At 66.4% G+C, this 13,303-nt stretch carries 11 protein-coding genes; all 11 read left to right on the top strand.

All coding sequences use genetic code 11. From position 1 onward, the window contains the following. Window positions 1-23 precede the first annotated feature (23 nt). The 11 genes from ACOQPI_RS15615 to ACOQPI_RS15565 are packed head-to-tail and all read left to right on the top strand — an operon-like array spanning window position 24 to window position 13,287. Window positions 24-566, top strand: coding sequence for an adenine phosphoribosyltransferase (locus ACOQPI_RS15615; protein WP_420620537.1), 543 nt, complete (start codon window positions 24-26; stop codon window positions 564-566). A 55-nt stretch (window positions 567-621) separates the two neighbouring features. Next, the gene (locus tag ACOQPI_RS15610) at window positions 622-2,835 is read left to right on the top strand and encodes a RelA/SpoT family protein (RefSeq protein WP_420620536.1); all 2,214 of its coding nucleotides are present in this window, start codon (window positions 622-624) and stop codon (window positions 2,833-2,835) included. A 40-nt stretch (window positions 2,836-2,875) separates the two neighbouring features. Then, a complete protein-coding gene (gene hisS / locus ACOQPI_RS15605; protein WP_420620535.1) occupies window positions 2,876-4,150 on the top strand; it encodes a histidine--tRNA ligase in 1,275 nt (424 codons plus the stop codon). Between the two features lie 53 nt (window positions 4,151-4,203). Beyond that, on the top strand, window positions 4,204-5,952 hold the full coding sequence (gene aspS / locus ACOQPI_RS15600) for an aspartate--tRNA ligase (RefSeq protein WP_420620534.1): 1,749 nt from the start codon (window positions 4,204-4,206) through the stop codon (window positions 5,950-5,952). A gap of 33 nt (window positions 5,953-5,985) precedes the next feature. Then, window positions 5,986-7,302, top strand: a complete 1,317-nt coding sequence (locus ACOQPI_RS15595; RefSeq protein ID WP_420620533.1) for a replication-associated recombination protein A — start codon at window positions 5,986-5,988, stop codon at window positions 7,300-7,302. Further along, window positions 7,302-7,550, top strand: coding sequence for a hypothetical protein (locus tag ACOQPI_RS15590; RefSeq protein WP_420620532.1), 249 nt, complete (start codon window positions 7,302-7,304; stop codon window positions 7,548-7,550). Before ACOQPI_RS15595 ends, ACOQPI_RS15590 begins: the two co-directional genes overlap by 1 nt. A 9-nt stretch (window positions 7,551-7,559) precedes the next feature. Further along, window positions 7,560-10,136: an alanine--tRNA ligase gene (gene alaS / locus ACOQPI_RS15585; RefSeq protein ID WP_420620531.1), complete on the top strand. Its 2,577-nt coding sequence runs from the start codon at window positions 7,560-7,562 to the stop codon at window positions 10,134-10,136. After that, the gene (gene ruvX / locus ACOQPI_RS15580; protein ID WP_420620530.1) at window positions 10,136-10,570 is read left to right on the top strand and encodes a Holliday junction resolvase RuvX; all 435 of its coding nucleotides are present in this window, start codon (window positions 10,136-10,138) and stop codon (window positions 10,568-10,570) included. The genes alaS and ruvX overlap by 1 nt, the downstream gene beginning before the upstream one ends. Beyond that, window positions 10,567-11,709 carry an endolytic transglycosylase MltG gene (gene mltG, locus ACOQPI_RS15575; RefSeq protein WP_420620529.1) on the top strand — a complete coding sequence of 381 codons (1,143 nt, stop codon included), beginning with the start codon at window positions 10,567-10,569 and terminating at the stop codon, window positions 11,707-11,709. The genes ruvX and mltG overlap by 4 nt, the downstream gene beginning before the upstream one ends. A 31-nt stretch (window positions 11,710-11,740) precedes the next feature. Continuing rightward, window positions 11,741-12,592, top strand: a complete 852-nt coding sequence (gene aroE, locus ACOQPI_RS15570) for a shikimate dehydrogenase (RefSeq protein ID WP_420620528.1) — start codon at window positions 11,741-11,743, stop codon at window positions 12,590-12,592. Further along, entirely contained in the window at window positions 12,589-13,287 is a 699-nt protein-coding gene (locus tag ACOQPI_RS15565; protein WP_420620527.1) for a prepilin peptidase, read from the top strand. The genes aroE and ACOQPI_RS15565 overlap by 4 nt, the downstream gene beginning before the upstream one ends. Window positions 13,288-13,303: the final 16 nt, after the last annotated feature.

The following is a 13,303-nucleotide window of genomic DNA, read 5'->3' as shown; positions in this document are numbered from 1 at the left end:
AGCAGGCAGGTAGGGTTGGGGGAGTGGATTCCGGCTGGCCTGAAAGCCTCATTCGGGACGTCCCCGACTTCCCTTCACCGGGGATCATGTTCAAGGACATCACCCCGCTGCTTGACGACGCTGAGGCCTTCCGCTGGGCTGCCGATGCATTAGCAGACCGCTTCAGCAATACCCCCGCGGATCGAGTGGTGGGCGTTGAGGCCCGGGGATTCATATTGGGTGCCGCAGTGGCATACCGCCTGGGGCTCGGATTTGTGCCCGTTCGCAAACCGGGAAAACTGCCCTATCTCACCCGGTCGGTGGACTATGAACTGGAGTACGGCACCGCTTCCCTCGAAGCCCACAACGACGCCTTTTCCCCCGGTCAACGGGCGTTGATCGTGGATGACGTTCTGGCCACGGGGGGCACGGCGGCCGCCACCGTCGAACTCGTCAATTCCGGGGGCGCAGAGGTAGCCGGGATGGGCTTCCTTATCGAGTTGGGTTTTCTGGATGGCCGGGAGAAAATAGAGATAGATGCCAACTGTCCGGTGATTTCTCTGTTCTGTTTTAGGGGTGATTCGTGAGGCTGGAAGAACGGCTATTGCCCTTGATTTCTCTGTTCTGGTTTGGAGGTGACGGGTGACGCTGACCGAGCGTGTACTGCCCTGGATGGGTCAGCCCGGACAAGACGTGGGCCCGCTGCTCAACGCCTATCTCGAACGCCATCCCAACGGCACCGGCGACCGCATCGAGACGGCCTATCGCCTCGCTGAGCAGGCCCACGCCGGGCAGTTGCGCAAGTCCGGCGAGCCCTATGTGACCCATCCTCTGGCTGTGGCCCACATTGTGGTGGAGTTGGGGCTGGACGACGTTTCGGTCATCGCCGCCCTGCTGCACGACGCCATCGAGGACACCTCTATGGACTTGGCCGAGGTCGAGCAGCACTTTGGCAGCGAGGTGGCCTCGATCGTCGACAGCGTCACCCGGTTGGACCGGCTCAAGTTCAATACGCAGGAGGAGGAGCAGGCCGCCTCTATGCGCAAGATGCTGGTGGCCATCGCCAAGGATCTGCGGGTGCTGGTGGTGAAGCTGTCCGACCGGCTGCACAACATGCGGACGCTGGCCGCGCTGCCGCTGGAGAAGCAGCATCGGGTGGCCCGGGAGACGATAGACATCTACGCCCCGCTGGCCAACCGCTTGGGCATGCAGGATCTGAAGCTCCAGATCGAAGACCTGGCGTTTGCCGCTCTGCACCCCAAGCGCTACGCAGAAATCGATCGCATGGTGGCCACCCGGGCACCCGAGCGCGACCTGTACCTCACCCAGGTTCTCTCCAGCGTTGAAGCCCGCTTGGCCGAGTTGGGCATCCCCGCTCAGGTCACCGGCCGCCCCAAACACCTGTGGAGCATCTACGAGAAGATGATGACCAAGGACCGCAGCTTCGACGAGATCTACGACTTGGTGGGCATGCGGGTGATCGTCGACTCGGTTCGGGACTGCTACGCCGCCCTGGGGTCCATCCACGCCACATGGAAGCCGGTGCAGGGGCGATTCAAGGACTACATCGCCATGCCCAAGTTCAACCTGTACCAATCGCTGCACACCACCGTGGTCGGTCCGGGGGGCAAGTCTCTGGAAGTCCAGCTCCGCACCAATGAGATGCACGCCCGAGCCGAACAGGGGGTGGCCGCCCACTACAGCTACAAGGAGGGCGCGATGATCGATGATCTGGCCTGGTTGGGCCGGATCATCGACTGGCAGCAGGAGACATCCGACGCGGTCGAGTTCTTGAGCAATCTCAAGACCGACCTCGACCACGACGAAGTCCAGGTGTTCACCCCCAAGGGCGACGTGGTGTCGCTGCCGATGGGGGCGATTCCCATCGACTTCGCCTACTCCATCCACACCGAGGTGGGCCATGCTTGCATCGGGGCCCGGGTCAACGGCCAGCTCGTGCCGCTGGACCGCGAGCTGAGACCCGGCGACATGGTGGAGATCTTCACCTCCAAGGTGGCCGACAAGGGGCCGTCGCGCGACTGGCTTGGCCTAGTGGCCTCCCATCGGGCCCGCAACAAGATCCGCCAGTGGTTCGCCCAAGCCCGGCGGGAGGATGCCGTCAAGGCCGGCCGCGACGCGGTGGCCGCTGCCCTGCGCAGAGAGCGCCTGCCGGTGGCGAAGATCCAGTCGGGCGAAGAGCTGCTGCACGCGGCTACCGACATGAACTACCGCGATCTCGAAACCCTGTTCGCCGCGGTGGGAGAGCGCCATGTGTCGGCCAAGGCGGTGGCCGAGCGGGTGGCCGGAATGAGGGTGGAGCCCGCGGCGGAAGAGGAGCTGGACGATGATCTGGCTGCTGTCCCGTCGCCGGCGGTACTGCCCCGGCGCACCGATCAGCCGGTGGAGGTTGAGGGCCTCGACGATGTGCTGGTCAACCTGGCTCGCTGCTGCAAACCGGTTCCCCCCGACGAGATCATCGGCTTCGTTACCCGGGGCCGAGGGGTGTCAGTGCATCGCACCGAGTGTTCCAACGCGGTTTCGCTGTCGTTCGAGCAGGGCGATCGGCTCATTGACGTGGATTGGAGCACCGAGCGCACCGGCGCTTACTGCGTGACCATTGAGGTCAAGGCGTTCGACCGAACCCGCCTGCTGCGGGATGTGGCCAATGCCCTGTCCACCGGATCGGTCAACATCTTGGCTTGTGAGACCCGCACCGGCGCCGATCACATCTCGGTGATGCGGTTTGATTTCGAGCTGGTCGACGGCACCCACCTCGACGCCTTGTTACGCACCATCCGGGGCATCGAGTCGGTCTACAACGCCTACCGAGTCCTCCCCACCGCCACCGGCTCATAATCGTGGCCGAGTTGCTCCAAGCCCCCAAGGGTTCATAATCGTGCCCGAAGTGTTTCAAGCGCCCAAGGGGACTCGCGACATCCTGCCGCCTGAGTCAGATCGCTGGCAGGCTCTGGTTGCCGTATTCGCCGATGTGTTCGGACGGGCTGGCTATGGGCTGGTGCAGAACCCCATGTTCGAGGACATCGGGGTGTTCCAGCGCTTGGGCGAGGGCACCGAGGTGGTCCGCAAGGAGATGTACGACTTCTTCGACAAGGGCGACCGCCATTTGGCCTTGCGCCCGGAGGGTACCGCCTCAGTGGTTCGGGCGTTCAACCAGCACCGGCCCACTGTCCCCTGGAAGGTGTGGTACCTCACCCCCTGCTTTCGCTACGAGGAGCCCCAGGCTGGTCGGTTCCGCCAGCACCACCAGGTGGGGGCGGAGGCCATCGGCTCGGCTGACCCCGACCTCGACGTGGAGGTCATCGCCCTCCAGCACGACTTCTACCGGGCTCTTGGACTGAGTCGCCTGTCGCTACGGCTCAACTCTATGGGCAGCCCCGGCGACCGGCAGGCCTATGCCGGGCAGTTGGCTGCCTGGCTGGGTGAGCGGCTGGGGGAGTTGGACGAGGCCGACCGGGCCAACGCCGCCGACCATCCGCTGCGGGTGCTGGATTCCAAGCGGGAGCGCACGATGGCGGTGGTGGCTGATGCTCCACGGATCACCGATGGCTTGTCGGCTGACGCCGCCGCCCACTTCGAGCGGGTGCAGGCCGGTTTGGATGCCCTAGGGGTGGCCTACGAAATCGACCCCCGCCTGGTGCGGGGTCTGGACTATTACACCCACTCCACCTGGGAGTTCGCCGCCGGTTCGTTGACCTCGGCCCAGAACGCAGTAGGTGGCGGAGGCCGCTATGACGGCTTGGCCGAGGCGCTGGGGGGCAAGGCCACGCCTGGAGTGGGGTTCGGCGCGGGCATCGAGCGCATCCTGCTGGCCGCCGACGCGGAAGACGCCCTCACCGAGACCGCCGGGGCAGTCGATGTGTTCGTGGTGGACGTGACCGGCGGCGACGCCGGGCGTGACCTCACCTTCGAGTTGCGCCGCAACGGCATCTCCGCCGACCGGGCCTTCGACGCCCGCTCGATGAAGGCCCAAATGAAGGTGGCCGACCGCTCAGGAGCCCGGCTGGCCCTGCTGATGGGCGACGACGAACTGGCCGCGGACATCGTCACCGTGAGAGACCTGCGCTCAGGGGAGGGCCAGACAAGTGTTTCCCGCTCCGAAGTGGTGGCCGAATTGACCGCAAGGCTGGCCGAAAACGAATCGGCCCAGTGAGTTTGGCTGCCTATTGTGACCGGGATGTTTGCGGGACTGGCTGAAGGCTGAAAATGAGCAAGATGCGAACTGACTATTGCGGCGAGTTGCGCGCCGATGACATTGGCCGAGAGGTGTCGGTGTGCGGATGGGTGGACCGGCGCCGGGAGCACGGCGAGAATCTGGCGTTCATCGACCTGCGGGACCGCACCGGGGTGATCCAGTGCGTGGTGGACGAGCGCCACGACCTGCGCTCGGAATATGTGGTCCGCATCAGCGGCACGGTGCGGCCTCGGCCCGAGGGCACCGTCAACCCCAAACTGGACACCGGCGAGGTGGAAATCGGCGACTGTCAGGTAGAGGTTCTGTCGGCCGCCGAGCCCCCGCCGTTCCCGTTGCACTCCCGCACCGAGGTGGACGAGAACGTGCGCCTGCGCTACCGCTACGTCGACCTGCGGGGAGAGCGCCTCCAGCGCAACCTGGCGCTTCGGGCGACGGTCAACAGCGCCATCCGCCGCTCGATGGAGGCGCAGCGCTTCACCGAGATCGAGACTCCCATGCTGGTGGCCTCCACCCCTGAGGGGGCCCGTGATTTCGTGGTGCCGTCCCGTCTGCACCCCGGCCGCTTTTACGCCCTGCCCCAGTCGCCCCAGATCTTCAAGCAGCTCTGCATGGTGGGGGGACTCGACCGCTACTACCAGATCGCCCGCTGCCTGCGCGACGAGGATCTCCGGGCCGACCGGCAGTTCGAGTTCATGCAGCTCGATGCCGAGGCCAGCTTCGCGGGCCAAGACGAGGTGATGGCCTTCATCACCGAGGCAGTTGCCGCCGCGGTGAAGGCGGTCACTGGCAACCGTCCCGACGAACCCATCTTCATGACCTGGACCGATGCCATGGAGCGGTTCGGCTCCGACAAGCCCGACGTGCGCTTCGGCCTGGAGCTAGTCGAGCTGACCGAGTTGTTCGAGGGTACCGAGGCCAAGGTCTTCCAGGTGGAGTGCGTCAAGGGCATCAACCACAAGGGGGGAAGCGAGAGCCTGGGCCGCAACGCCATCGACGAGCTCACCCGCAAATGCCAGCAGTGGGGGGCTAAGGGCCTGGCCTGGTTCCGGGTGGGTGACGACGGCACTCTGGACGGCGCGTTGACCAAGTTCATGTCCGAGCAGGAGCAGGCCGCACTCGGTCCGGCCATGGGGGCGGAGCCCGGAGACTTGCTGTTGTTGATCGCTGACCGCCGCTCGAAGGTGCGCGACATCCTCGGCTTGCTTCGGCTGGAGCTGGGCCGACCGCCCGTCACCGAGGGAGGTCTGCACTTCGTATGGGTCACCGAATTCCCGCTGTTCGAGTCCATCGACGACCAGGGCCGGCCCATTGCCGCCCACCACCCGTTCACCATGCCTCACGCCGACGACGTGGGCCTGTTGGACGGCTCGGGCGAGGATCTGTTGGCGGTGCGCTCCCAGGCCTACGACTTGGTGCTCAACGGCTGGGAGCTGGGTTCGGGCAGCGTGCGGATCCATCGCCCCGACATCCAGCGGGCGGTGTTCCGGGCCCTTGGCATCAGCGACGACGAGGCCGAGACCCGATTCGGCTTTCTTCTCGACGCCTTCCGCTACGGTGCCCCGCCCCACGCCGGGTTCGCATTCGGAATCGACCGGTTGGTGGCCATCCTGGCCGGAGAAGAGAACATTCGAGAAGTGATCGCCTTCCCCAAGACCCAGTCGGGCGCCGACCCGCTGTCCAACTCGCCGACCCCGATTGCCGACCGTCACCTCGACGAGCTCGGCTTGCGCCTGCTTCCGCCCCCCGCCGCTGCCGGGTAGGCAAATGGAGCGCCACAGCCGGGCCGGATGGCGATGAGCGACGATCTGTTTGCCGCCGCCGCGGCTGAGCGCCTGTCCAAAACTGCGCCTCTGGCCGATCGGCTCCGACCCCGGGGCCTGGACGAGTTAGTCGGCCAGGAACACCTGCTCGGCCGGGGCAAGCCGCTTCGCCGGCTCATCGAGTCGGACCGCTTGTCGTCGGCCATCTTGTGGGGGCCGCCGGGCACCGGCAAAACCACCATCGCCCGGCTGGTGGCCGGTACCACCGCTCGGGCCTACATCCAGCTCTCCGCGGTGACGGCCACCGTCAAGGATGTGCGGGAAGTGATCGCCTCGGCCCGCGACCGCCTCGGCCAGCACGATCAGGGCACAATCCTGTTCCTCGACGAGGTACACCGGTTCAACCGTGCCCAGCAGGACGCTTTGCTGCCCGCAGTGGAGTCTGGGCTCATCACCCTGATTGGGGCTACCACCGAGAACCCGTACTTCGAGGTGAACCCGCCGCTGCGGTCCCGCTCCACCCTGTTCCGCCTCGAGCCCCTCGACGGCGATGCGCTGGATGAACTGCTGCGCCGGGGGTTGGTGGCTGAGGGCGCAGAAGCCGACGACGATGCCTTGGATCACCTGTCGATCCAGGCTGCGGGAGACGGCCGCCAGGCCCTGACCAGCCTGGAGGTGGCCGTGGCCCTGGCGTCAGCCCAGGACAACGATCCTCCCCGCGTCACCCTGTCCGACGCCGAGAACGCCCTGGGGGCCAGCGCGGTCCGCTATGGCCGCGACGAGCACTACGACATCATCAGCGCGTTCATCAAGAGCCTGCGGGGATCCGACCCCGACGCCGGGCTGTACTGGCTTTCGCGAATGCTGGAGGCGGGGGAGGATCCCCGGTTCATTGCCCGCCGGATGGTGATTCTGGCCTCCGAGGACATCGGCATGGCCGATTCCCAGGCTTTGGTGGTGGCCGACGCCGCCGCCCGAGCGGTGGAGTACGTCGGCCTGCCCGAAGCACAGCTCAATCTGGCCCACGCGGTGGTGTATCTGGCCACCGCCCCCAAGTCGAACACGGTCACCACTGCGTTGGGAAGGGCCCGGGCCGACGCCGGCGACGGCAGCGGTGAGGTGCCGTCCCACCTCCGAGACGCCCATTACCCGGGGGCGGCCGGCCTAGGGCACGGCGCAGGCTACGTGTATCCTCATGATGATCCCCAGGGCTGGGTGAGCCAGCAATATCGCCCCGATCGCTTTGAGGATCAGCGCTATTACCATCCTTCACAACACGGTGCCGAAAGGGAGATTGGCCGGAGAATGATGGATCGGAAAACAGACACCAACGACAGCGAGGAGAGCTGATGCCCAAGCGACTCGTGTGGTTTGCCGCCGGGGCTGGTGCCGGCGCGGCCGGAGCGTCGTATGTGCGCCGCAAGCTGCGCCAGGCCGCCCAGCGAGCGGTTCCCATCAGGCCGAGTTCTGGTGCCAGCGCCCGCGTCAAGGCGGCTGCCTCTGAAGCCCGGGCCGCCTTGGCCGAGGGGACTGCCGCGGTCCGGCGCTATCGGGCCGAGATCGCCCGTCGGGCCCTCGACGATCCGCCCGGTCGATAGGACGGCGCCTTGACCCCCAAGCGAGCTCAGGAGATCCGCAACGCATTCACCTCCTTCTTCGGCGAGCGAGGCCACGCCGTGCTGCCGTCGGCCAGCCTCATTCCCCGCGATCCCACGGTGTTGTTCACCGTGGCCGGGATGGTGCCGTTCAAGCCCTACTTCCTCGGCGAGGAGGCGTCCCCCCATCCCCGGGCCGTCACCGTCCAGAAGTGCGTGCGGGCCGGCGGCAAGCACAACGACCTCGACGAGATCGGCCGCACCCGCCGCCATCTCACCTTCTTCGAGATGCTGGGCAATTTCAGCTTCGGCGACTACTTCAAAACCGAGGCCATCGACTGGGCCTGGGAGTTCGTCACCGAGGGTCTGGGCTTCGACCCCGACCGGCTGTGGATCACCGTCCACCTCAGCGACGATGAGGCCGCGGAGATCTGGCGGGACGTGGCCGGGGTGTCTCCCGACCGAATCCAGCGGATGGACGAGGACAATTACTGGCGCATGGCCGACACCGGCCCGTGCGGCCCCTGCTCGGAGATCTTCTTCGACAAGGGGCCGGAGTTCGGCCCCGACGGCGGCCCGGCACACGGCGGGGACGAGCGGTTCCTGGAGTTCTGGAACCTGGTGTTCATGCAGTTCGACCAGCGTCCCGACGGCCAGGTTCCCCTGCCCAAGCCCAGCATCGACACCGGGGCCGGTCTGGAGCGGATTCTCACCCTGATCCAGGGGGTGGAGTCGGTATTCGACATCGACGAGATGGCCGAATTGGTGGGCGAAGCCTCCGCGGTGACCGGCGTGAAGCTCGGTGCGGCCGAGCACAGCGACGTCACCCTGCGGATACTGGCCGAGCACGCCCGCACCATGACCTTCCTCATCTCCGATGGCGTGTTCCCATCCAACGAGGATCGGGGCTACGTGCTGCGCCGCATCATGCGCCGCGCCATCCGCCGGGCCTACATGCTTGGGGTCACCGAAGTGGTTACCCCCAAGTTGGTCGACAAAGTGGTCGACATCATGGGCCCGGACTATCCCGACATCGCGGCCAACCACAGCTTCGTTCGAGACGTGGTTGCCCGCGAGGAAGAGGGCTTCCGGACGACGCTCGCCCAGGGATCCCAGATCTTGGACGACGCCATCGACCGCCTGGGCGAAGACGAGGCTTTGCCCGGCGACCTGGCCTTCCTCTTGCACGACACCTACGGCTTCCCGGTCGAGGTCACCGAGGAGACAGCCCGGGAACGGGGAGTGGCAGTAGACCGTGCTGCATTCGACCAGCACATGGAGGGCCAGCGCTCCCGAGCCCGCGAGGACTTCGACGCCCGGCACGCCACCGCGGCCGACGTTTCGTCCTATGCCGCGCTGGTGGCCGAACACGGTCCCACCGAGTTCATCGGCCGGGACTTCGACACCACCGAAGCGGTGGTATTGGCCCTCACCGACGATGGCATTGTCTTGGACCGAACCCCGTTCTATGCCGAGGCCGGTGGCCAGGTGGGCGACACCGGAACCATCACCTCACCCACCGGGCGGGCCGAGGTGTCCGACACCACCTATGTGGTGCCCGATCTCCATCTGCACCATGTGACGGCCATCGACGGTCAGATCACCGTCGGACAGACGGTGATAGCAGCTATCGACGCCGACCGCCGGGCCGCCATTCGGCGCAACCACACGGCGACCCACCTTTTGCACTGGGCGTTGAAGGAGACCCTGGGCGACCACGTCAAGCAGCAGGGCTCGCTGGTGGCCGACGATCGGTTGCGCTTCGACTTCACCCACTTTGAGGCGCTGACGCACGAGCAGATTGCCGAGATCGAGCGGCTGGCCAACGCCGACATTCTGGACAATCCCGCCACCCGCAACTATGAGACGTCCATGGCCGAGGCCACCGAGGCCGGAGCCATCGCCTTTTTCGGCGACAAGTACGGCGACCGGGTGCGGGTGCTCGAGGCCGGGCCGCACTCCATCGAGCTGTGCGGAGGCACCCATGTGCGGGCTTTGGGCGACATCGGTCCGGTCAAGATCATCTCTGAGGGCTCGATCGGGGCCAACATCCGCCGCATCGAGGCGGTGAGCGGCACCCGCCCGGTCGAGATGCTCACTGAGCGGGAAGAGGTGCTGGCCCAGGCGGCTGAGCGCTTGGGCGTGCCCGTCGAACAGCTGTTGGCGGGGGCCGACAAGCGCATGGCCGAGATCAAGAGCCTACGAGCCGATCTGGCCGAGCTGCGCAAGGCGGCATCGTCTGATCAGTCGGGGGATTTGGCCCAGGAGGCCGTCGACGGGGTGGTTGTGGCCGCAGTCGATGGGTTGGACCGAGGGCAGTTGCGCGACCTCGCCATTGCCACCCGAGATCGCCCCGGCGTGAATGCCGTCATCCTCGGGGCCGCTCCCGAGGGAGGCGGGGCGGCCCTGGTTGCCGCGGTGGCCGCCGACTGCAACCTGAACGCGGGCGAGTTGATCGCCGAAGCGGCTGCCACCATCGGCGGTGGCGGAGGTCGAGACGCCAAGTTGGCCATCGCCGGCGGCCGGGATCCGTCGCGGCTGGCAGAAGCCCTCGACCAAGTGCGAGCCGCCGCTGGCATTGGCGGCTGATGGGGGCAAGGGCGCTGGGCATCGACCTCGGCGAGCGCCGCATCGGAGTGGCTGTTTCCGACGCCGAAGGCCGGGTGGCCACTCCCATAACCGTCATCGAGCGCTCTGGCAGTCGAAACCGAGACCACCAGCGGATCTCCGAGCTGGTTGCCGAATATGAGGCCGGGGTGGTGGTGGTGGGCCTTCCCCTCTCGCTGGACGGCAGCGCCGGTCCAGCCGCTCAGGCCGCAGAGCAAGAAGTCGGGGAGCTGGAGGCGGCGCTGGCCGTGCCGGTATTCACCCACGACGAGCGGTTCACCACTGCCATTGCCGAGCGGGCTCTGGCCGAGTCGGGGCTTAGCGGCAAAGCCCGTCGCCAACGGGTTGACATGGTGGCCGCATCGGTCATTCTCCAGAGCTGGCTGGACGCTTCCGGCTCGAAGGGCCAGCGATGAGCGACGACCCGAAAGGGGGCTACCAGCCGCCGGTGATCTTGTCGGAGGGCGATGATCCGCAAGACTGGGACTGGTTGCCTCGGAGAACCTCCACCCTCACCCGGGTCGTCATCCTGCTGGGCCTGTTGGGCGTGGTCGTGCTGATCGCCTCGCTATTGATCAAGGGTTGGATCGATGACCGGCTCGACCCCCCCGGTGAGGAGGGTCCGGAATTGGTGGTCAGCATTCCCCAAGGGGCGTCGATCAACGACATCGCCCGTATTCTCGAAGACGAGGGTGTGGTGCCCAACTCCACGGTGTTCCGCTACTACCTGCGCTACAAAGACGCCGGTGACTTCCAGGCTGGCAACTACATCCTGAATGAGAACATGGCGGTATGGCGGGCCAAAGACGTGCTCTTGGCCGGTCCCGCCTCCGGGCCAGTGGAGGATTCCTTGCGGGTGTTGGTGCCCGAAGGCCTCACACTGGTCCAGATGCAAAGCCAGCTATTGGATCAGCTTCCCACCTTCGACACCGACGAATTGGCCCGCGCCCTGGCCTTCCCACCCTTGCGATCCGACTATCAGCCGTCCACCAGCACGTTGGAGGGAATGCTCTTCCCCGACACTTATCTGCTCGACGCGGCCACCGCCGAAGACGAGGCCGCCCTCGTTGTCCGCATGATCAACCAGTTCGACCTTGTGGCCGATGAAGTGGGCCTGGATGCCGCTCCCGAAACGGTGGGTCTGAGTCCCTACGAAGTCGTCATCGTGGCCTCGCTGATCGAAAAGGAGGCCCTCATAGATGAAGACCGGGCCAAGATAGCCCGGGTGATCTACAACCGGTTGGGCCTGGGAATGCCGCTCCAGATCGACGCCGCGGTGCGCTACGCGCTGAACAAGCCCTCTGAACCGTTGACCTTGTCGGACCTGAGGGTGGACAATCCCTACAACGTGTACAACCGAACCGGCTTGCCGCCCGGTCCAATCGCCGCTCCCGGTCGGGCATCGCTCGAGGCGGCGCTGAACCCTGCCGACGGCTTCTGGCAGTTCTACGCCCGCACCGACGATCCTGTGCCCGGCGCCCACACCTTCAGCGTTACCTTCGAGGAGCACGAAGAAGCGGTGGCCATATGCCGGGAGAGAGACCTGGGGTGCTGACCGCCATGGCCGGTGGAGAACGGAGCCTGGGATGCTGACCCCAATCGGGGTGCCAGCCGGCACGGAGGTGGCGGCCGGGGTGATCGGCTATCCGGTACGGCACTCGCTGTCCCCGACGATCTGCCAGGCCGCGTTCGACGAGTTGGGCCTGGATTGGATTTACGCCGCCTTCGAAGTGCTTCCCGGCGATGCCGGCAAGGCCCTCAACCATATGCGGGACCAGGGTATGGCCGGGTTGTCGGTGACCATGCCCCACAAAGCCGATGTGGCCGCGGCGGCAGATGAGCTGAGTCCCGCCGCGGCGGCCTTGGGGGTGGTGAACTGCGTGAGTAGCGATGGCGCTCGGCTGATCGGCCACAACACCGACGGGGCCGGATTCTGCGACGCCCTGCTCGCCGACGGGGTGGAGCTGGTCGGGATCGGCTGCGCGGTGCTGGGCGCGGGCGGGGCGGCTCGGGCGGTGGTGGCCGAACTGGCCCGCCGGGGGGCAGGCGAGGTGGCGGTGATGGCCCGTCGGCCCGAGCCGGCGGCATCGGCCGCGGCGCTGGCTGGATCGGTGGGCACAACGGCGAGGCCAACCGACGTTGGGGGGTACCAACTGGTGGTGAACGCCACCCCGGTGGGGATGGCCGAAACCGAAGGCGCGGGCAAGCTGCCCATTGATCCCGACCTCCTCCACCCCCAACAGCATGTGGCCGAGTTGGTCTACAACCCGTTCCAAACTCCACTGCTGGCCGAATGCCATCGCAGAGGCGTGCCGGCGTCCAACGGGGTGGGCATGCTGGTGTACCAGGCCGCCCACGCCGTTCGGATTTGGACCGGTTCTGAGCCGCCGGTGGACGCCATGACCGCCGCGGCCACCGCCGCGCTGAAGATGAGATGAGCAAAGCGGCCATGGTCATCGCCGGGGTGGCCATCGGCACTGTGGCCGGCCGTTTCCTGTTGCCGCTTGTGTGGAGCTTCGGCGTGCGCAACAGCCGTTCCCTGCGGGTAGTGGTCCCATTGTTCACCGCCATTGCATTGGGGACGGCCGGAGGCCTATTGGGCACGACCTGGGATGTGGTGCCGGTCTGGGCGCTGTTCGTCGCCCTGGTCGCCGTTACCACCGTGGATCTGTTCCATTACCGCATCCCCAACGCCATTGTGTTTCCAGTGGTGTTGGTACTGCTGGCGCTGATGACCCTCATCTCGCTACTGCGCCATGAGCCAGAGGCCATCGGCCAAGCGGCCGCCGCCGCCGGGCTCTATGGCGGCATCCTGGCCATTCTCCACTCGGCTTCCAGGGGCAGTCTCGGGTGGGGCGATGTGAAGCTGTCGTTGCCGTTGGGCTTGGTAATCGGCTGGGTGGGAGAGGGGTACGGCCCGTCTTTGGTGGCCGTGCTGCTGGCCTTCGGCCTGGCTTCTGTGCTGGGGGCGATCATGGGCCTTTTGGTGTGGGGAATCCGAGCTCTGGGCGTCGAGCTCCTGCCCGACCCCTTGGCTGATCCTGACAACCCCCGCCCCACGGTTTTCCCCTTTGCGCCGTCGATGGCGGTCGCTGCCGCAGCCATCATCCTCGCACTGCCGGCAACGAGTTGACCGTTGGCAGTGCCAA

Origin of the sequence: Candidatus Poriferisocius sp., from assembly GCF_965219815.1 — a bacterium.
Classification (GTDB): Bacteria; Actinomycetota; Acidimicrobiia; order Acidimicrobiales; family Bin134; genus Poriferisocius.
This window is presented reverse-complemented; position numbering and strand designations above follow the sequence as displayed.

Coding starts and splice junctions, on each gene's coding strand:
- aroE (WP_420620528.1), top strand. CDS start 11,741: ATGCTGACCCCAATCGGGGTGCCAGCCGGCACGGAGGTGGCGGCCGGG.
- aspS (WP_420620534.1), top strand. CDS start 4,204: ATGAGCAAGATGCGAACTGACTATTGCGGCGAGTTGCGCGCCGATGAC.
- ACOQPI_RS15590 (WP_420620532.1), top strand. CDS start 7,302: ATGCCCAAGCGACTCGTGTGGTTTGCCGCCGGGGCTGGTGCCGGCGCG.
- ACOQPI_RS15565 (WP_420620527.1), top strand. CDS start 12,589: ATGAGCAAAGCGGCCATGGTCATCGCCGGGGTGGCCATCGGCACTGTG.
- ACOQPI_RS15595 (WP_420620533.1), top strand. CDS start 5,986: ATGAGCGACGATCTGTTTGCCGCCGCCGCGGCTGAGCGCCTGTCCAAA.
- ruvX (WP_420620530.1), top strand. CDS start 10,136: ATGGGGGCAAGGGCGCTGGGCATCGACCTCGGCGAGCGCCGCATCGGA.
- mltG (WP_420620529.1), top strand. CDS start 10,567: ATGAGCGACGACCCGAAAGGGGGCTACCAGCCGCCGGTGATCTTGTCG.